The sequence below is a fragment of the Streptomyces albofaciens JCM 4342 genome (assembly GCF_008634025.1).
Classification (GTDB): domain Bacteria; phylum Actinomycetota; class Actinomycetes; order Streptomycetales; family Streptomycetaceae; genus Streptomyces; species Streptomyces albofaciens.
This window is the reverse complement of record NZ_PDCM01000001.1, coordinates 1,601,827-1,620,361: the sequence shown is the minus strand read 5'-3', so window position 1 is coordinate 1,620,361 and position 18,535 is coordinate 1,601,827. Positions and strand designations below refer to the sequence as shown.

General features: G+C 71.2%; 15 protein-coding genes. 9 read left to right on the top strand and 6 right to left on the bottom strand.

The features are described from left to right. Nucleotides 1-97 precede the first annotated feature (97 nt). Nucleotides 98-1,327: a styrene monooxygenase/indole monooxygenase family protein gene (locus tag CP973_RS07465; protein ID WP_150238690.1), complete on the top strand. Its 1,230-nt coding sequence runs from the start codon at nt 98-100 to the stop codon at nt 1,325-1,327. Nucleotides 1,328-1,669: 342 nt separating this feature from the next. Here CP973_RS07465 and CP973_RS07460 read toward each other — a convergent pair whose 3' ends face one another. The 6 genes from CP973_RS07460 to iolC form a co-directional block, all read right to left on the bottom strand. Continuing rightward, nucleotides 1,670-2,149 (bottom strand): GNAT family N-acetyltransferase, encoded by a 480-nt coding sequence (locus tag CP973_RS07460; RefSeq protein WP_150238687.1) that lies wholly within the window; start codon nt 2,147-2,149, stop codon nt 1,670-1,672. 205 nt (nt 2,150-2,354) lie between these two features. Beyond that, nucleotides 2,355-3,848 carry a CoA-acylating methylmalonate-semialdehyde dehydrogenase gene (locus tag CP973_RS07455; protein ID WP_150238685.1) on the bottom strand — a complete coding sequence of 498 codons (1,494 nt, stop codon included), beginning with the start codon at nt 3,846-3,848 and terminating at the stop codon, nt 2,355-2,357. Nucleotides 3,849-4,172: 324 nt separating this feature from the next. Further along, nucleotides 4,173-6,083: a 3D-(3,5/4)-trihydroxycyclohexane-1,2-dione acylhydrolase (decyclizing) gene (gene iolD, locus CP973_RS07450; RefSeq protein WP_150238683.1), complete on the bottom strand. Its 1,911-nt coding sequence runs from the start codon at nt 6,081-6,083 to the stop codon at nt 4,173-4,175. After that, the gene (gene iolB / locus CP973_RS07445; RefSeq protein ID WP_150238681.1) at nt 6,080-6,991 is read right to left on the bottom strand and encodes a 5-deoxy-glucuronate isomerase; all 912 of its coding nucleotides are present in this window, start codon (nt 6,989-6,991) and stop codon (nt 6,080-6,082) included. The genes iolD and iolB overlap by 4 nt, the downstream gene beginning before the upstream one ends. A 30-nt stretch (nt 6,992-7,021) precedes the next feature. Further along, the gene (locus tag CP973_RS07440; RefSeq protein WP_150238679.1) at nt 7,022-7,915 is read right to left on the bottom strand and encodes a DUF2218 domain-containing protein; all 894 of its coding nucleotides are present in this window, start codon (nt 7,913-7,915) and stop codon (nt 7,022-7,024) included. A gap of 396 nt (nt 7,916-8,311) precedes the next feature. Continuing rightward, on the bottom strand, nt 8,312-9,424 hold the full coding sequence (gene iolC / locus CP973_RS07435; protein ID WP_244409314.1) for a 5-dehydro-2-deoxygluconokinase: 1,113 nt from the start codon (nt 9,422-9,424) through the stop codon (nt 8,312-8,314). A gap of 280 nt (nt 9,425-9,704) precedes the next feature. On the opposite strand from iolC, the gene CP973_RS07430 reads away from it, so the two are divergent. From CP973_RS07430 to CP973_RS07395, 8 genes are all read left to right on the top strand, one after another. Then, the gene (locus CP973_RS07430) at nt 9,705-10,625 is read left to right on the top strand and encodes a sugar phosphate isomerase/epimerase family protein (protein WP_150238677.1); all 921 of its coding nucleotides are present in this window, start codon (nt 9,705-9,707) and stop codon (nt 10,623-10,625) included. 33 nt (nt 10,626-10,658) lie between these two features. After that, nucleotides 10,659-11,678, top strand: coding sequence for a Gfo/Idh/MocA family protein (locus CP973_RS07425; protein ID WP_150238675.1), 1,020 nt, complete (start codon nt 10,659-10,661; stop codon nt 11,676-11,678). 611 nt (nt 11,679-12,289) lie between these two features. Beyond that, nucleotides 12,290-13,153 carry a sugar phosphate isomerase/epimerase family protein gene (locus CP973_RS07420; RefSeq protein ID WP_150238673.1) on the top strand — a complete coding sequence of 288 codons (864 nt, stop codon included), beginning with the start codon at nt 12,290-12,292 and terminating at the stop codon, nt 13,151-13,153. Continuing rightward, nucleotides 13,150-14,709: a sugar porter family MFS transporter gene (locus CP973_RS07415; protein WP_150238672.1), complete on the top strand. Its 1,560-nt coding sequence runs from the start codon at nt 13,150-13,152 to the stop codon at nt 14,707-14,709. Before CP973_RS07420 ends, CP973_RS07415 begins: the two co-directional genes overlap by 4 nt. A gap of 262 nt (nt 14,710-14,971) precedes the next feature. After that, the gene (locus tag CP973_RS07410; RefSeq protein ID WP_150238670.1) at nt 14,972-15,175 is read left to right on the top strand and encodes a helix-turn-helix transcriptional regulator; all 204 of its coding nucleotides are present in this window, start codon (nt 14,972-14,974) and stop codon (nt 15,173-15,175) included. A 77-nt stretch (nt 15,176-15,252) separates the two neighbouring features. Next, nucleotides 15,253-16,203 (top strand): 2-dehydropantoate 2-reductase, encoded by a 951-nt coding sequence (locus CP973_RS07405; protein WP_150238668.1) that lies wholly within the window; start codon nt 15,253-15,255, stop codon nt 16,201-16,203. Between the two features lie 380 nt (nt 16,204-16,583). Continuing rightward, nucleotides 16,584-17,699 carry a Gfo/Idh/MocA family protein gene (locus CP973_RS07400; protein ID WP_150238665.1) on the top strand — a complete coding sequence of 372 codons (1,116 nt, stop codon included), beginning with the start codon at nt 16,584-16,586 and terminating at the stop codon, nt 17,697-17,699. Beyond that, a complete protein-coding gene (locus CP973_RS07395) occupies nt 17,696-18,514 on the top strand; it encodes a sulfite exporter TauE/SafE family protein (protein ID WP_150238663.1) in 819 nt (272 codons plus the stop codon). Before CP973_RS07400 ends, CP973_RS07395 begins: the two co-directional genes overlap by 4 nt. Nucleotides 18,515-18,535: the final 21 nt, after the last annotated feature.

The following is an 18,535-nucleotide window of genomic DNA, read 5'->3' as shown; positions in this document are numbered from 1 at the left end:
AACGCGCCCGTGCGCCCCGTGGCCCTCTGTACACCGCACAAACCCGCCGCTACAAAAGACGATGTGGGGCGGGCCGGTTCGGTCCAGGGGAGGCGCAATGCGCAGGATCGCCATCGTCGGCGCGGGGCAGGCGGGGCTCCATCTCGCCCTCGCGCTCCTGGCCGCGGACTACGACGTCACACTGCTCACCGACCGTACGGCGCAGCAGGTCCGCGCGGGGCGGGTGATGTCCTCACAGCTGATGTTCGGCCCGGCGCGCCGTCTGGAACGAACCGCCGGACTGAATCTCTGGGACGCCACCGCACCCGCCGCGACCGCGCTGCGGGTCACGGTGTGGGACCCGCCCGGCAAGTCGGCGCTGACCTTCACCGGGCGGTTCGACGAACCACCGCACTCCGTCGACCAGCGGGTGAAGATGGCCGGCTGGCTCAGCCTGTACGAGGCCAGGGGCGGCCGCGTCCGGTACGGCCCCGTCTCCCCCGCCACACTCCCCGCGCTCGCCGCCGACCACGACCTGACGGTCGTCGCCTCCGGCCGCGGCGACCTCACCCGGCTCTTCGCGCGCAACGCGCTGTACTGCCCCTTCGACCGCCCGCAGCGCACCCTCGCCTGCGTCTACGTGCGCGGTGTCGCGGCGCCCGCCGACCATCCCGACCCGCAGGTGCGGACGAATGTGGTGGCCGGGGCGGGTGAAGTGTTCGTCATGCCGGCGCTGACGACGGGCGGGCCGTGCGACATCGTGCTGTTCGAGGCGCTGCCCGGCGGACCGTTCGACTGCTGGCACGACCAACCGTCGCCGGGCGGCTGTGTGGCCCGGGCGCTCGACCTGCTGCGTACGTACGCGCCGGGCGAGTACGAGCTGTGCAAGGACGCCGTGCCCACGGACGCGGGCGCGACGCTGTACGGCGCGATCACGCCGACGGTCCGGCACCCGGTCGCCGAGGTCGCGCCGGACACCTACGTCCTGGGGATGGCCGACACGGTCGTCATCAACGACCCGGTCACCGGCCAGGGCTCGAACAACGCCGCCCGCAGCGCGGCCGCCTACCTGAGCGCGATCCTGGAGCGGGGCGACGCGCCCTTCAACCCGGAGTGGATGCGCGCGGCCTTCGCCGCGTTCTGGCGGCACGCGCGGCAGGTCACCGAATTCACCAATCTGATGCTGGAGCCGCCGCCGCAGCACATCCACCGTCTGCTGGCGGCCGCCGCCGAACACCCGGCCGTGGCGCGCCGTTTCGTCAACGGCTACGCCGATCCGGCGGACTACCACGGCTGGCTGATGACGGCGGCCGACGCGGACGCCTATCTGGCCACCGCCGGCAGCTGACGCGCCGCCGCCCGCCTCGTGGGACGGCTTGTTTGCGGACGGCTTGTTTGCGGACGGCTCGTACGGGCGGTTGGTGTCCGGACGGCTCGTATGGGCGGTTGGTGTCCGGACGACTCGTACGGGCGGTTCGTACAGGCGGTTCCTGTCCGGCCAGCTCATACGGGCGGTTCGTGCCCGGCCGCCTCACACGAGCGGTTCGTGTCCGGACGACTCGTACAGGCGGTTCGTGTGCGGACGACTCGTACGAGCGGCTCAGGTCCGGACGGTTCGCACAGGCGGTTCGTGTCCGGTCGCCTCACACGGGCGGCTTGTGTCCGGTCGGGGGGCCGGACACCGGCCTCCTCAGCTCCTGACGCCCGGCTCCAGCGCCAGGGTGAAACGTTTCTTGTCCTTGCGCGTCGCACCGAACCGGTCGTAGAAGCGGATCGCTCCGGCGTTCCAGTCGGGCGTGTTCCACTGCATCTCCGCCACGCCCAGCGCCTTCCCCTCGGCGATGACCGCCTCGACCAGCCGGGCGCCCAGACCGAGGCCGCGGTGTTCGGCCCGCAGGTAGAGGCAGTCCAGGTGCAGGTATGCACGCCCCTGCCAGGTGTCGAAGGCCGTGGCGCAGGTGGCGTATCCGGCGAGTTCGCCGCCGGACAGTTCGGCGACCAGGCAGCGCAGCCACGGCTGGCGCGTGCCGAAGAGGGCCTCCGCGAGCCGGTCCTCCAGGTCGGTGGCGGGCGGCGTGGCCCGCTCGTACGCGGCGTGCTCCGCGGCGAGCGCGGCCACCTCCGCCAGATCCGTACGCACCGCGTGGCGGATGACCGGTGCCGCGGTCATGGCGCACCCGCCACGGCACAGAGCATCTTCACGGCCCCCGTGGGCTGTTGTTCGTCATTCATACGCAGCATCATGCGCCACATCCGGCCCGAACGGTTCCCCGTATGGCGGCGGGATTTCCGGGATCGCCGGGAGCGGTGCGCCGCCGGAGGCCCCGCCGCCCGGCGGCCCGTCCGCTCGCGCGGGCCGCCGGGTGCCGACGGTGTCAGTGGTTGCTGGGGAAGCCCAGGTTGATGCCGCCGTCGGAAGGGTCGGGCCAGCGGGTGGTGACGACCTTGCCGCGGGTGTAGAAGTGGATGCCGTCGTTGCCGTAGATGTGGTGGTCGCCGAAGAGCGAGTCCTTCCAGCCGCCGAAGGAGTGGTAGCCCACCGGCACCGGGATCGGCACGTTCACGCCCACCATGCCGGCCTCGACCTCCAGCTGGAAGCGGCGGGCCGCGCCGCCGTCCCGGGTGAAGATGGCGGTGCCGTTGCCCCAGGGCGAGGAGTTCATGAGCGAGATCGCCTCGTCGTACGTCGCCACCCGGACGACGGACAGCACCGGGCCGAAGATCTCGTCGCGGTAGGCGTCCATCTCGGGCTTGACGTTGTCGAGCAGCGAGACGCCGATCCAGTGGCCGTTCTCGTGGCCGGGGACGGTGAAGTCCGTACCGTCGATCACCACGTCCGCGCCCTGGGCCGCGGCGCCGGTGACGTAGGAGGCGACCTTGTCCCGGTGGGCCTTGGTGATGAGCGGGCCCATCTCGGAGGCCGGGTCGTCGCCGGGGCCGATGGTCAGCGCGGCGGCCCGCTCCTTGATCTTCTCGATCAGCGGGTCGGCGGTGTCGCCCACGGCCACCACGACGGAGATCGCCATGCAGCGCTCGCCCGCCGAGCCGTACGCGGCGTTGATCGCGGAGTCCGCGGCCAGGTCCAGGTCGGCGTCCGGCAGGACCAGCATGTGGTTCTTGGCGCCGCCGAGGGCCTGGACGCGCTTGCCGTTGGCCGTGCCCGTGGTGTGGATGTAGCGGGCGATGGGGGTGGAGCCGACGAAGGAGACCGCGGCGATGTCCGGGTGCTCCAGGATGCGGTCCACCGCGACCTTGTCGCCGTTGACGACGTTCAGCACGCCGTCCGGCAGGCCCGCCTCGGCGGCCAGCTCGGCGAGCTTCAGGGCGGCGGACGGCACCTTCTCGCTGGGCTTGAGGACGAAGGTGTTGCCGCAGGCGATGGCCAGCGGGAACATCCACATCGGCACCATGGCAGGGAAGTTGAACGGCGTGATGCCGGCGACCACGCCGAGGGACTGGCGGATGGCGGCCACGTCCACCCGGGTGGAGACCTGCGTGGACAGCTCGCCCTTGAGCTGCTGCGGGATGCCGCAGGCCAGCTCGACGATCTCCAGGCCGCGGGCCACCTCGCCCAGCGCGTCGCTGTGCACCTTGCCGTGCTCGGCGGTGATCAGCGCGGCCAGCTCCTCGCGGTGCGCGTCGATCAGCTCGCGGTAGGCGAACAGTACGGCCGTGCGCTTGGCCAGCGAGCTGCTGCCCCAGGTGCGGTACGCCTCCTTGGCGGCGGCCACGGCGGCGTCCACCTCGTCCACGGAGGCGAAGGCGACCTGCTTCTCCTGGGCACCGGTCGCGGGGTTGTAGACCGGCCCGAAGGAGCCGGAGACACCCTCGGCGGGCTTGCCGCCGATCCAGTGATTGATGGTCTTCATGCTGGGGCCTTTCTCGGGGACGACGTGAGCGGGGGCTGGTCGGTAGCGGTGGGGGCGGACGGTCGGTCGGAAGCAGTGGGACGGACGGTCAGTCGGAAGTGGTGGGGGCGGACGGACGGTCGGAAGCGGTGGGGGCGGACGGACGGTCGGAAGCGGTGGGGGCGGACGGACGGTCGGAAGCGGTGGGGGCGGACGGTCGGTCGGCTGGGGGCTCGGAGTCCTGCGGGTGTTCGCGGTCCTGCGCGGGTGTTCGGAGTCCTGCGGTTGTTCGCGGTCCTGCGGGGGTGTTCGGGGTCCTACAACGATGTTCGGGGCCGTTCGGTATCAGAGATGGCGGCGGCGCTCGGCGGCGTGCCGGTCGTACTCCTTGCGGGCCTCGACCGCCGCCGGGCGCGTCGCCGTCTCGGCCACGGGAACATCCCACCAGGCCTGGGCGCCGGGCGCGCCCGGCACAGTGTCGGCCGTTGCGGTCTCGACGTAGACACATGTGGGGCGCTCGTCGGCGCGGGCGGCGGCGAGCGCGGCGCGCAGTTCGGCGACGGTCGCGGCGCGGATGACGTGCATCCCCAGGGACGCGGCGTTGGCGGCGAGGTCCACGGGCAGCGGGTCGCCCGTGTACGTACCGTCGGCGGCGCGGTAGCGGTACGCCGTGCCGAAGCGTTCGCCGCCGGTCTGCTCGGAGAGGCCGCCGATGGAGGCGTAGCCGTGGTTCTGGAGCAGCACCACATTGATGTTGATGCCTTCCTGGACCGCGGTGACGATCTCGGTGGGCATCATCAGGTACGTGCCGTCGCCGACCAGGGCCCATACGGGACGGTCCGGCGCGGCCAGGCGGACACCGATGGCGGCGGGGATCTCGTAGCCCATGCAGGAGTAGCCGTACTCCAGGTGGTACTGGCGGCGGGAGCGTGCCCGCCACAGTTTGTGCAGGTCGCCGGGGAGCGAGCCGGCCGCGTTGATGACTACGTCCTGCTCACCGACGGTGGCGTCCAGCGCGCCGAGGACCTGCGTCTGGGAGGGGCGTACGGAGTCGTCGGGCGCGGCATAGGCGGCGTCGACCAGGGCTTCCCAACGGGCCTTGGCGGCGCCGTACTCCTGCTCGTAGGCCGGTGCGACGCGGTGTCCGGACAGGGCCTCGGTGAGCGCTTGCAGGCCGGCGCGGGCGTCGGCGACCAGGGAGGTCGCGGCGAGCTTGTGGGCGTCGAAGGAGGCGATGTTCAGGTTGACGAAGCGGACGCCGGGGGCGGCGAACAGGGTGGCGGAGGCGGTGGTGAAATCGGTGTAGCGGGTGCCGACCCCGAGGACGAGGTCGGCGCCGCGGGCCAGCGCGTCGGCCGTGGCCGTGCCGGTGTGGCCGATACCGCCCACGTCGGCCGGGTGGTCGTGGCGCAGCGAGCCCTTGCCGGCCTGGGTGGAGGCGACGGGGATGCCGGTGGCGTCGGCGAGGGCGCGCAGCGCGTCCTCGGCACCGCTGTGGTGGACGCCGCCGCCCGCGATGATCAGCGGCCGCTCGGCGGCCCGTACCGCCCGTACGGCCTCGGCGAGCGCGGCGGCGTCGGGCGCCGGACGGGGCACCCGCCACACCCGGTCGGCGAAGAACTCCTCGGGCCAGTCGTACGCCTCCGCCTGGACGTCCTGTGGCAGCGCGAGCGTGACGGCGCCGGTCTCCACGGGGTCGGCGAGCACCCGCATGGCCTGGAGGGCGGCCGGAATCAGCGCCTCGGGACGGGTGATCCGGTCAAAGTAGCGGGAGACCGGGCGCAGGGCGTCGTTGACCGACACATCCCCGGCATACGGGACTTCGAGCTGCTGGAGCACGGGGTCGGCGGGGCGGGTGGCGAAGGTGTCGCCGGGCAGGAGCAGCACCGGGAGGCGGTTGACCGTGGCCAGGGCCGCGCCGGTGACGAGGTTGGTGGCGCCGGGGCCGATGGAGGTCGTCACGGCGTGGGCGGACAGGCGGTCGCGCTGCCGGGCGTAGCCGACGGCGGCGTGCACCATGGCCTGCTCGTTGCGCCCCTGGAGGTAGGGCATCGTGTCCGGCCCCGACTCCAGAAGGGCCTGGCCGATACCGGCCACGTTGCCGTGCCCGAAGATGCCCCAGCAGGCGCTGATCAGACGCTGCCGGACGGGCGCGCCGTCCTCGCCGCCGGGGGCCGCGGCGCCGTCCCGCTCCGTGTACTGGTGGGCCAGGAACTCGACCAGGGCCTGCGCCACCGTAAGGCGTCGAGTGGTCATCGTGGGTCTCCCGCGGGGGCTTCGTAGAGGGGCAGACGGGGGTCCACGGGCTGGTCGGGCCAGGTGCCGCGGATCCAGCCGTGGTCGGGGTGGTCGCAGATCAGCCAGGCGCGTTCCTCGCCCGGTCCCGCCATCACGTTGAGGTAGTACATGGCGTGTCCCGGCACGGCGACGGACGGGCCGTGCCAGCCGTCGGGGATCAGGACGGCGTCACCGCTGCGGACCTCGGCGAGCACATCCGTGCCGCGGCCGTTTCCGGACGGGGAGACGCGCTGGTAGCCGAGTCCTTCGGTGCCGTGCGCCGAGGCGATCTCGAAGTAGTAGATCTCCTCCAGCTCGCTCTCCTCGCCGGGCCGGCACTCGTCGTGTTTGTGCGGCGGATACGAGGACCAGTTGCCGCCCGGGGTGAGCACTTCGACGGCGATGAGCTTGTCGCACTCGAAGACACCGGCCGCGCCGAAGTTGTTGACCTGGCGCGAGCAGGAGCCCGTACCGCGCAGTTCCACGGGCACCTGGCTCGCGGGGCCGTACCGGGCCGGCAGCCGGCGCGTGCAGCGGGCGCCGGTCAGCGCGAACCGGCCGCCGGCCGCGCTGGCGATCTCCACCTCGGCGTCTCTCGGTACGTACGCGAAATCCGTGACCCCGCTGAACACGTCCTCGCGCCCGGCCAGTTCGAAGGGCGCGCCGCCGTCGGCGGTGACCGTACAGCCGCCGTTCAGGGGCAGCACGATCCACTCGCTGTCACCGGTGGCGAAGGTGTGGCTTCCGCCGGGCGGCAGCCGCAGCACGCGCAGGGACGAATAGCCCCAGCCCGCCGTCTCCGGCGCGATGACCAGCTCGTACGGCCCGTCGGCCGCGTCGCCGGCCCTGAGGTGGAATTCGGTGGTGTTCCTCAGCTCGCTCGTCATGCCTGCAAGTCTCCTCCTGACCACTGACAGTCACCGCTGGAGCAGTGACACGGCGGTGTCCACGGCCGCCGTCACGTCCCCGTCGGCCGGGTAGAGCAGCGACCGGCCCGCCACCAGTCCCTGTACGGTCGGCAGCCGCAGCGCCTTGCGCCACTTCTCGTACGCCGCTTCCTGGTCCGCCGCGGTGCCCTTGATGTCGCCGCCGAGCAGCACCGTCGGCAGCGTCGAGGTCTCGCAGACCTGCGCCATGGCGTCGGGGTCGTCGGTCACCGGCAGCTTCAGCCAGGTGTACGCGGAGGTGCCGCCCAGCCCGGAGGCGATGGCCACGGATTTCGTGACGGCCTCCGCGCTCAGGTCGTTGACAACCTTTCCGTCCACCCGGCGCGAGAGGAACGGCTCCACGAAAGTGGGCAGTTCCCGCTCCGCCATGGCGTCGATCGCGCGCGCCGTGGACTCCAGGGTGGCCAGCGAACCGGGGTCCTCGTAGTCGATACGCAGCAGCAGCTTGCCGGCGTCGAAGCGGAGCCGGGCGATGTCCTGCGGGCGGTGGCCGGTGAACCGGTCGTCCATCTCGAAGGAGGCACCGGCGATACCGCCCCGGTTCATGGAGCCCATCACGACCTTGCCTTCGAGGGCGCCGAGCAGCAGCAGGTCCTCCAGGATGTCGGCGGTGGCGAGCACGCCGTCCACACCGGGTCGCGACAGTGCCAGGCACAACCGTTCCAGCAGGTCGACGCGGTTGGCCATGGCCAGTGCGCGGTCGCCGACGGCGAGCGCGCCGCGCGCCGGATGGTCGGCCGCGACGATCATCAGACGGCCGCTGTCGCCGATCAGGGGGCGGCGGGTACGGCGCGCCGCGGCCTGCGCGACGGCTTCCGGATGCCGGGCCCGCAGCGTCACGATGTCGGAGATCCGAGTGGTCAAGGCGGTTCTCACCTTCTGGTGGGACGGGTTCGTACGGGCGCCGCCGGGCGGGGCGCCCGGTCGGGCACTCGGCGGGCGTGCGGTGGACGGGGTGGGCGTGTGGTGTGCGGGACGGGCGCTCGGTGGACGGGGTCGAGCGTGCGGTGCCCGGGGCGGGCGTGCGGTGTCTGAGGCGGGCGTGCGGTGCCCGGGGCGGGCCTGCGGTGTCTGAGGCGGGCGCTCGGTGGCGTTGGCGCGATGTCGTCCGGTGGCGCCGGGGCGGTGTCGTCCGGTGGTGCCGGGGCGGGGCGCACGGCGGTCCGCACTCGACGGTCCGTACCCGACGGTCCGTACCCGACGGTTCGTACCCGACGGTCCGAAACCAGCGATCCGCACCCACCGGTCCGCACCCGAGGCTCAGCGCGCGGCGAGGAAGTCCTCGACCTCGTCGCGCGTCGGCATGGCGGACGAACAGGCCAGCCGCGACGCGACGATCGCGCCGGCGGCGTTGGCGTACCGCATCATCGGCTCCAGGTCCCAGCCGGACAGCAGTCCGTGGCAGAGCGCGCCGCCGAAGGCGTCCCCGGCGCCCAGGCCGTTGACGACCTCCACGGGCGTGGGCGGCACCTCGGCGGTGCGGCCGTCGCGATGCACGGCCAGCACGCCCTTCGGGCCCTGCTTGATGACGGCCAGTTCGACGCCCATGTCGAGCAGTGCCTGTGCGCACCGCTTCGGTTCACGGACGCCGGTGGCGACCTCGGCCTCGTCGACGTTGCCGACGGCGACGGTCGCGTGTGCGAGCGCGGCCTCGTAGTACGGGCGGGCCGCGGCCATCGCGGCGGCCCCGGTGGCACCGCCGTCACCGGACGCGCCGCCCTCACCGCCCCAGAACATCGGCCGCCAGTCCAGGTCGAAGACGGTGATGCCCGCTTTGGCGCGGGCCTCCAGCGCGGCGAGGGTGGCGCCGCGGCTGGGCTCCTCGCACAGGCCGGTGCCGGTCATCCAGAAGATACGGGCGGCCCGTACGGCGTCGCGGTCCAGTTCCTCGGGGTGGATGACCAGGTCGGGGGCCTTGGGGCGGCGGTAGAAGTAGAGCGGGAAGTCGTCCGGCGGGAAGATCTCGCAGAAGGTGACGGGCGTCGGGTACTCCGCGACGGGCGTCACCCAGCGGTCGTCCACCCCGAAGTCGCGCAGCGCTTCGTGCACGTAGTCGCCGAAGGGATCGCGGCCGGTACGGCTGATGACCGCGGTGCGCCGCCCCAGCCGGGCGGCGGCGACCGCGACGTTGGTGGCCGAGCCGCCGAGGAACTTCCCGAACGTCTCGACCCGGGACAGCGGAACGCCGGTCTGCAGCGGATAGATGTCCACGCCGATGCGGCCGAGGGTGATCAGGTCGTACGGGTCGTGCGGGTACGGGTCGTGCGGGTCCTGCGGGTGCGGGTCGTACGGGTCGTGCGGGCTGCCCGGATGACCGGACATCACGGCCTCGTCGGTCCGTCCGGTGGCTCCGGTCTGCCGCGGCTCGCTCATGTGCGCCCCTTCGGTTCGTCGCTGACCACAGGTCTAACCGGGCTTCCGAGGCACTGTCAACACTTTGTCCTTACATTCTGACGTCGGCGATGACTCGCGACACCGCCCCATCACCCCGGCCATCACGCGCCTCCACGACCTACTCCCGAGTCACAAAGTCCTTAAGTCCTTATGTCAGGACGAAGTCTTGACACTCTCCTGACCGGGATGGAGGCTGTGCCCCACAACCCAGCCCCGCGCCTTCCCGGTCACCGTCGACCGGCGAGAGGAGAGCCGCAGCATGTCCGTTCCCCATGCCGTCCCGCGCGTTCTCGACCGCCTGCGCATCGGATCGGCCCCCGACTCCTGGGGAGTCTGGTTCCCCGACGACGACCAGCAGGTCCCCTGGCGGCGCTTCCTGGACGAGGTCGCCGAGGCCCAGTACGAATGGATCGAACTCGGCCCGTACGGCTATCTGCCCACCGACCCGGCCGTCCTCCACGCGGAACTCGGCCAACGCGAGCTGAAGGTCTCGGCCGGCACCATCTTCACCTCGCTGCACCACGGCCCGGACGTATGGGACAAGACCTGGGCACACGTCAGCGAGGTCGCCACCCTCACCCGGGCGATGAACGCCAAACACCTCGTGGTCATCCCCTCCTTCTGGCGCGACGACAAGACCGCCGAGGAACTGGAGCCGCGCGAACTGACCACCGAACAGTGGCACCACCTGAACAGCGGCATGGAACGGCTGGGCAAGCAGGTACGCGAGGAATTCGGCCTCGACATCGTCGTGCACCCGCACGCCGACACCCACATCGACACCGAGGAACACGTCGAGCGCTTCCTCGACGGCACCGACTCGTCCCTGGTCAACCTGTGCCTGGACACCGGGCACTACGCGTACTGCGGCGGCGACAGCGTCAAGCTCATCAAGACCTACGGCGAACGGATCGGCTACCTCCACCTCAAGCAGGTCGACCCGGACATCCTCGCCGACGTCGTCGCGAAGGGCACGCCCTTCGGGCCCGCGGTCCGGCAGGGCGTGATGTGCGAACCGCCGCTCGGCGTGCCCGCGCTGCCGCCCGTCCTGGAGGCCGCCCAGGAACTGGACGTGGACCTCTTCGCCATCGTCGAGCAGGACATGTACCCCTGCCCCGCCGACCAGCCCCTGCCGATCGCCCGACGCACCCGCCGCTTCCTGCGCTCCTGCGGCGCCTGAGAACCTCCCGTACGGAGCAAGGAGTTCTGCCACATGAGCCAGTACGCAACACTCGGCGTCGCGGTCATCGGCACCGGCCGCATGGGCGCCGACCACGTACGCCGCCTCAACGACGTCATCAGCGGCGCGCGGGTGGCGGCCGTCGTCGACATCGACGCGGACCGCGCCAAGCGCGTCGCCGACGGCATCGAGGGCTGCACCCCCCACACCGACCCGGCCGCCGCCATGGCGGACCCGGGCGTCGACGCCGTACTGATCGCCTCACCGGGCGCGGCCCACGAGGACGCCCTGCTCGCCGCGTTCGCGCGCGACCTCCCGGTGCTGTGCGAAAAACCGCTCACCCCCGACCCGGCCTCCGCGCTGCGCGTCCTGGAAGCCGAACAGCGGCTGGGGCGCCGACGGGTGCAGGTCGGCTTCATGCGCCGGTACGACGCCGACTACCTCAAGCTCAAGGCCCTGCTCGACCAGGGCGCGTACGGCCGTCCCCTGATGCTGCACAACAAGCACCGCAACGCCGACACACCGCCCGGCTTCACCAACGCCATGATGATCCACGACTCGGTCGTCCACGAGATCGACGTGACGCGCTGGCTGCTGGACGAGGAGATCACCGCCGTACGCGTGCTGCGCCCTGCCCCGACCGGCCACGCGCCCGAAGGCCTGAGCGACCCGCAGCTCATCCTCTTCGAGACCGCGGCCGGGCAGATCGTGGACACCGAGCTGTTCGTCAACTGCGGCTTCGGCTACCAGGTCGGCTGCGAGGCCGTCTGCGAGGGCGGCACCGCCCGGATCGGCGACGACCACGGAGTGTTCGTCAACGCGGCCGGCAAGTGGGGCGGCTCGATCACCCCGGGCTTCGTGGAACGCTTCGAGGAAGCGTACGACCGGCAGGTACAGCGCTGGGTGGACGCCACACGGCGCGGGCAGGTCGAGGGTCCGAGCTGCTGGGACGGCTACGCGGCGGCCGCCGTGTGCGAGGCGGGCGTACGGGCCCAGGTCACCGGCGAGCGCGTCGAAGTCGAGCTGGTGGAGCGGCCCGCGCTGTACCGCTGAAACGACGGCGGATGAAACAGCGGGGATGAAACGACGACGGACTGGTCGCTGAGCCCGCGGCGGGGGCTGGGGCTGCTACCGCGGGGGGCGGTTCCGACTGCGGCTGCGGCTGCGACTGCGACTGCGACTGCGTTCGATTTGTGTCAGGGCCGGTGAACTGTTCCGCTCGTCGGGCGGCATGTCGGCTCTTGTTACGGCTGACGCGCCGGCTCGCTTCTCTCTCGGTGTGCCGTGCTGCCCTATGGCCGGGGCGCCGTGCTGGTGTGCAGTGCTGCCGTACGGCTGGTTGGCCGTCTTGGTGACGTGACCGGTATGCCGCCTTTGCGAGGTGGTCGGTGTCCGAGCTGCCGTTCGGACGGACCGAGCGGAGTTGCCGCTCGCGTACCGCCTCCGTTCCGTCTCCGCCCCGCCTCCGTTCCGTCTCCGCCCCGCCTCCGTCCGGGACGCGGGCCGCGGCCCGCGTCCTCACTCGAACGATCTCCCCTCAACAGGTCTGGCAACAGGCCTGGCCTTGGTAGCTCCCCGCAGAAAGCCCCCCTCGGTAGGTCCCCCCTCGGTAGATCCCCCCGGTAGATCCCCCCGGTAGATCCCCCTCGGAAGGTCTCCCCCTCGTGAAGATCGCTCTCGACCCGTACATGTTCCGCGACGTACCGCTGCTCGAACTCCCCGCCCTGGTGGCCGAGCTGGGCTACGAGTGGATCGAGCTGTCGCCACGCGACGACGTGAACCCGTTCTTCCTCCACCCGCGCATCGACGACGCCACCGTCCGCCGGTTCCGCAGGGAACTGTCCGCGGCGGGCGTCGGCATCTCCTCCGTGCTCCCCCTGTACAAGTGGTCCTCACCGGACGAAGACGAGCGGCAGGCCGCCGTCCGCTACTGGAAACGCGCCATCCAGATCACCGCCGACCTCGGCGTCGACGCCATGAACTCGGAGTTCAACGGCCGTCCGGAGCGGGCGGACCGCAGCGAGGGCCAGTTCTGGCGGTCGCTGGAGGAACTGCTGCCGGTCTTCGAGCGCGAGGGCATCACGCTCGCGCTCGAACCGCACCCGGACGACTTCATCGAGGACGGGCACGCCGCCGTCGACATGATCCGCGGCATCAATTCCCCACTGGTCTCCTTCCTGTACTGCGCGCCGCACACCTTCCACCAGGGAAACGACGCCCCGGGCATCCTCGGGCGCGCCGGCGGGCTGACCACCGCGGTCCACCTCGCCGACACCTTCGACCACACCGCCTCGTCCGGCCTGCGCTACATCGTCAACCCTCCCGGCTCGGCCGTACGCGTCCACCAGCACCTGGACATCGGGCAGGGCGAGGTGGACTTCGACGAGCTCTTCCGCGAACTGGCCGCCAACGGCTTCGACGGCACTCTCGTCTCCTCCGTGTTCGCATGGGAGGAGCGCGCGAAGGAGTCGGCCCGCTTCATGCGCGAGCAGATCGACACGTACGTCAAGAAGAACTGGAGCCGATGACGATGGCCGCACCGAGCAGATCGGCGACCTCCGCAGATGGGGCGGAGGGAGCGGACGGGGCACGCGAGTCGGGCGGGCCGGGCGGCCCGGACGCCACGCGTTCGGCCGCGGAGGGCAACGCAAATGTCCGTACATCCGCATCCCCCGCCGACGCCTCTTCCCCACCGGCTTCCACCCCCTCACCTCCCTCCTCTGGCCGGAACGCCAAACGCTTCATCCTCGCCATCGCCGCCATCGCCGCGCTCGGCGGAGCCCTGTTCGGTTATGACACCGGCGTCGTCTCCGGCGCGCTCCCCTACATGGAACGGCACTTCGGTCTCACCTCGCTCGGCGAGGGCGTCATCACCAGCGCCCTGCTGATCGGCGCGGCCTTCGGATCGCTGGCCGGCGGGCGGATGTCGGACCTGCTGGGCCGGCGAAACTCGCTGCTGTGGGCGGGCGCGGTGTTCATCGGCGGCGCCCTGGCGGTGGCGCTCGCGCCCACCGTTCCCTTCATGGTCGTGGCGCGCTTCGCCTTGGGCCTGGCGGTGGGCAGTGCCTCGGTGATCACACCGTTGTACCTCTCGGAGATAGCACCGCCGCACATCCGCGGCCGGCTGGTCTCCTTCAACTCCCTGATGATCGTCAGCGGCCAGCTGCTGGCGTACCTCATCAACGCCGTCCTCGCCCAGTGGGAAGCCTGGCGCTGGATGCTCGGTCTCGCGGCGCTGCCCGCGGTCGCCCTGTTCACCGGGCTCTTCTTCCTGCCCGACACGCCGCGCTGGTACATCAGCAAGGGCCGTACGGAACAGGCGGCGCGCGTGCTGCGGCGCACGCTGCCCGCCGACGAGGTCGAGGGGGAGCTGAGCCGCATCAACCAGGCGCGTGCGCTGGAAGCCGAGGCGCAGCGCGGCGCCTGGCAGGAACTGCGTACCCCTTGGGTACGGCGCATCCTCCTCATCGGTGTCGGGCTGGCGATCGTCCAGCAGATCACCGGAGTCAACGCCGTCATCTACTTCGCGCCCAAGATCCTGCAATCCACGGGGCTGGGCACCAACGCGGCGATCACCGCCACCATCGCGGTGGGCGCCATCTCCGTCATCGCCACCGCGATCGGGATGTCGCTGATCGACAAGGTCGGGCGGCGGCCGATGCTGCTCACCGGCCTCTCCGGAATGGCCGTCTCACTGGCCTTGCTGGGCGCGTCCTTCCACCTTCCGAAATCCACCGGCGTCAGTTGTCTCGTGCTCGCCCTGATGGTCCTCTACATGGGCTTCATGCAGGCCACCTTGAACACCGGTGTCTGGCTGCTGCTCGCAGAGATGTTCCCGCTCAAGGTGCGCGGCCTGGCCATGGGCGCCGCGGTGTTCGTGATGTGGCTGGTCAACTTCACGGTGGCGCTGGTCTTCCCGGTCCTTCTCGACGCGGTGGGCGCGGGTGTGACGTTCTGGGTCTTCGGCCTGATGTGCGTACTGTCCCTGCTCTTCTGCAAGCGCTACGCGCCGGAGACCAAAGGCATGGCCCTGGAGGACTTGGAACACGAACTGCGAAAAGCGGCCGAAGGAACGGAAGCCTGAAGGCAGCCGACGGCCTACACCCCTACCCCCATCCTTATCCCCTCTCACCTCCCCCATCTTCCGGATCCCGTGACGGTGATGCCCCGAACGTCACAGCTGTCACCACTACGCGGGTCTTCCGTCACAGCCGATCAACAGCCCCTCGCCCTTGCTCACTCAGAGTCGTTCACCGGGCACAGGCTGACTGATCACCAGACCGCGCGCAGTTCTTCCGTCGGCTCCCCCGCCGTCGCTGCGGGCGGCTGAGGGAGGTGCAAGACCTATGACCGACCGCAGACTCTGGTCGTACAAGGAGATCGCCGCACACATCCGGGTCCAGCCGGACACCGTGCGCTCCTACCGCAAGCACGGCCTCCTGCCGCAACCCGACCTGGTGGAAGGCGGGAGACCGTACTGGTTTGCCGACACCATCCGGGCCTGGGTCGCCCAGCGCCCCGGCCACGGCGGGCGCCGCGACAAGGACTGACACCACCTCCTACCGGGCCCCGCGCAGCCAGTGCGCGGGGCCTCCGCAACCGCCACCCGACCTCTTAGGCTCGGTGTATGCCGCCGATAGCCGCACCCTCCACACCCCACCGCATCGCCGTGATCGGCGGCGGCGCCATCGGTGGATTCGTGGCGACGCTCGCCCACCGGGCGGGACACGACGTCACCCTGTGCCTGCGCACTCCGCTGAACCGGCTCACGCTCGAAACGGACGGCGAAACCCTCGACGCCGCCGTACGCTTCGCCGTCGACCCGGAAACGGCCGGCCCCGCGGACTGGGTGTTCCTGACCACCAAGGCCCAGGACACCGCCGGTACCGCCGGCTGGCTGCACCGGCTCTGTCACCCCGGCACGGTCGTCGTCGTACTGCAGAACGGCATCGACCACACCGAACGCGTCGCCCCGCACACCCCCGACGGTACGGACATTCTGCCCGCGGTCATCTACGCATCGGCCGAGTGCACCGCCCCCGGGCACGTCCGGCACTATGCGGGCAACGAGATTCACGTTCCCGACGGTCCGACGGCCGCCCGCCTCGCGGAGCTGTTCACCACGGACCGCCTCAAGGTCGTGCCCGTGCCGGACTTCACGACGACCGCCTGGCGAAAGCTTTTCACCAACCTCGCGGCCAACCCGCTCACCGCCCTCCTCCAGCAGCGCATGGGCATCTTCACCGATCCCGGCATGGCCGCGCTCACCCGCGACATCCTGCGCGAAGCCGCCGCCGTGGCGCGGGCCGAGGGCGCGGACATCCACGACGCCGACACCGACCGCGTACTGGAAATGTACGGACTGGTTCCGGCGGACGGCGGCTCGTCGATGCTCTACGACCGCTTGGCAGGCCGCCCCCTGGAGCACGAACACATCACGGGCGCCGTGGTACGCGCCGGAGAACGCCACGGAATTCCCACGCCTCTCAACGGCATGCTCCTCACCCTCCTGCGCGCCGTCGACCGCGACATCCGGGCGGGCAAGGACGCGGACGCCGCCCAGCTCGCCAACCCGTAAGCACAGGCCGAACCCTCACTCCGGCCAGACGAGACCGAGCCCGTGGCGCATGCGTCACGGGCTCGCGCCGCGACACGCCCCCGGCCGCCTGCGCACCCGCCTGTCTCCGCCCTACCCTGACAACAGGTATTGACATACAAACATCCTGACATGCACTCTGCGGCGGAGCCCAAGAGAGCGTCGTCGATCCCGACCCCGGTCCCGATCTCGATGCCGCGTCCGCGGAGCGATGTGACACCGCCTCACCCGTTCCCGTTCGCCCATCCGCCGCTCAGGTGCGGAAACGTTCCACCGCCACCTTCGCGCCTCTCCACGACGCTCCGACCATTCCAGTTCTCCCCCGGCTCTCGCCCCCGCCCCCAAACGACAGGAGTTGCCACATGAAGATCGGCCTGATCGGCACCGGACGCATCGGAGCGTTCCACGCCGAGACGCTGAAGTCCGTCCCCGGCGTGGACCGCATCGTCGTCGCCGATGCCGACGCCGCCCGCGCCCGCGTCCTCGCGGACACGCTCGGCGTCGAGGCCGCCGAAACCCTTCCCCAGATGTACGCGGACGGCCTGGACGGCGTCGTGATCACCGCCGCGACCAGCGCGCACGCCGAGCTGATCCACCAGGCGCTGGACGCCGAGGTGCCGGTCTTCTGCGAGAAGCCGGTGGCACTGGACGTTCCCGGCACGGTCGCCGTCGTGGAACGCGCCGAGTCCGGTTCCGTCCCCGTACAGATCGGCTTCCAGCGGCGCTTCGACCGCGGCTACCAAGCGGCCAGGGACGCTCTGCGGTCGGGCGACCTCGGCTGGGTACACACCCTGCGCGCCTGCACCAGCGACCAGTCGCCGCCGCCCGCGGTCTACATCCCCACGTCCGGCGGGCTCTTCCGCGACTGCAGCATCCACGACTTCGACATCCTGCGCTGGCTCACCGGCCGCGAAGTGGTCTCCGTGTACGCCCAGGGCGCCAACCGGGGCGCGCCCTTCTTCGCCGACGGCGACGACGTGGACACCTGCGCCGCACTGCTGCGCTTCGACGACGACACGCTGGCCACCGTCACCGCCACCCGCTACAACGGCGCGGGCCACGACGTCCGCCTGGAGGTCTGCGGCTCCAAGGGGGCGCGAATCGTCGGACTCGACGACCGTGCCCCGCTGCCGAGTGCCGAACCGCACGTCTCCTGGCAGCGGTCCGCCCCGTACACGACGTTCATGGAACGCTTCCACGACGCGTACGTCACCGAACTGGGCGCCTTCGTGGACGTGGCCGCCGGCCGCGCGGAGAGCCCGTGTTCGCCCGCCGAAGCCCTGGAGGCGCTGTACATCGCCGAGGCGTGTGACCGCTCCCGTCGCACCGGCGAGCCGGTGCGGGTCGCGGACGTACGTATCGCCGGGGGCGAGGCCGGCGCGCACGCCGCTGGAGCCTCGCGCACTTCAGGCGTCGCGCGCCCTGCGGACACGGTGCATTCCTCAGGCGCCGTCCGTGCCCACGCTTCTGGCATGTGACCGACCCGGGCGTCCTCCAGTTCGGCGCGCTGGTGGCGGCCGCCCTGCTCGTCGGCGTCTCCAAGACGGCCGTCAGCGGCGTCGGTGCCATCAGCGTCTCCGTCTTCGCGGCCGTACTGCCCGCGAAACAATCCACGGGGGCGCTGCTGCCGCTGCTTCTCGTGGGCGACGTGCTGGCGGTAAGCGCTTACCGGCGGCACGCCGACTGGTCCGCGCTACTCCGCCTGCTGCCCTCGGTGGCCGTGGGCGTGCTGCTGGGCGCGGTGTTCGTGGCCCACGTCGACGACGCAGCCATGCGTCGCGCCATCGGCGTACTGCTGTTGACGATTGTTGCGCACCACTTGTGGCAGCGCCGAAGGACGCGTACGGCGAGCGGCGGCGGGGCAGATGCAGTAGGCGCGCCGGAAGACCGCGCACGTACGGACCGCGGCACGGCCTTCCCCGGCACCTCGGCTCCTCGCGCCCAGCACGGCCGTGTCCTGGTCTTCGGGCTGATCGCCGGTTTCGGCACGATGGTCGCCAACGCCGGTGGCCCCGCCATGTCGCTCTATCTGCTTTCCGCCGGTTTCACGATGCTCGGTTTCCTGGGCACGGCCGCGTGGTTCTTCCTGATCGTCAACCTGGTCAAGGTGCCGTTCAGTACGGGGCTCGGGCTGATCGACGCGGATGTGCTCGCGCTGGACGCCCTGCTCGTACTGGCCGTGCCGGTCGGTGCGTTCCTCGGGCGGGGCGCTGTCCACCGTATCGGCCAGGCGGTCTTCGAGCGGCTGGTGCTCGTCTTCACCGCGCTCTCCAGTGTCTATCTGCTGTGGTGAGGCGCGGAGGACAGACGCGGG

Coding starts and splice junctions, on each gene's coding strand:
- CP973_RS07465 (WP_150238690.1), top strand. CDS start 98: ATGCGCAGGATCGCCATCGTCGGCGCGGGGCAGGCGGGGCTCCATCTC.
- CP973_RS07460 (WP_150238687.1), bottom strand. CDS start 2,149: ATGACCGCGGCACCGGTCATCCGCCACGCGGTGCGTACGGATCTGGCG.
- CP973_RS07455 (WP_150238685.1), bottom strand. CDS start 3,848: ATGAAGACCATCAATCACTGGATCGGCGGCAAGCCCGCCGAGGGTGTC.
- iolD (WP_150238683.1), bottom strand. CDS start 6,083: ATGACCACTCGACGCCTTACGGTGGCGCAGGCCCTGGTCGAGTTCCTG.
- iolB (WP_150238681.1), bottom strand. CDS start 6,991: ATGACGAGCGAGCTGAGGAACACCACCGAATTCCACCTCAGGGCCGGC.
- iolC (WP_244409314.1), bottom strand. CDS start 9,424: ATGAGCGAGCCGCGGCAGACCGGAGCCACCGGACGGACCGACGAGGCC.
- CP973_RS07430 (WP_150238677.1), top strand. CDS start 9,705: ATGTCCGTTCCCCATGCCGTCCCGCGCGTTCTCGACCGCCTGCGCATC.
- CP973_RS07425 (WP_150238675.1), top strand. CDS start 10,659: ATGAGCCAGTACGCAACACTCGGCGTCGCGGTCATCGGCACCGGCCGC.
- CP973_RS07415 (WP_150238672.1), top strand. CDS start 13,150: ATGACGATGGCCGCACCGAGCAGATCGGCGACCTCCGCAGATGGGGCG.
- CP973_RS07410 (WP_150238670.1), top strand. CDS start 14,972: ATGACCGACCGCAGACTCTGGTCGTACAAGGAGATCGCCGCACACATC.
- CP973_RS07405 (WP_150238668.1), top strand. CDS start 15,253: ATGCCGCCGATAGCCGCACCCTCCACACCCCACCGCATCGCCGTGATC.
- CP973_RS07400 (WP_150238665.1), top strand. CDS start 16,584: ATGAAGATCGGCCTGATCGGCACCGGACGCATCGGAGCGTTCCACGCC.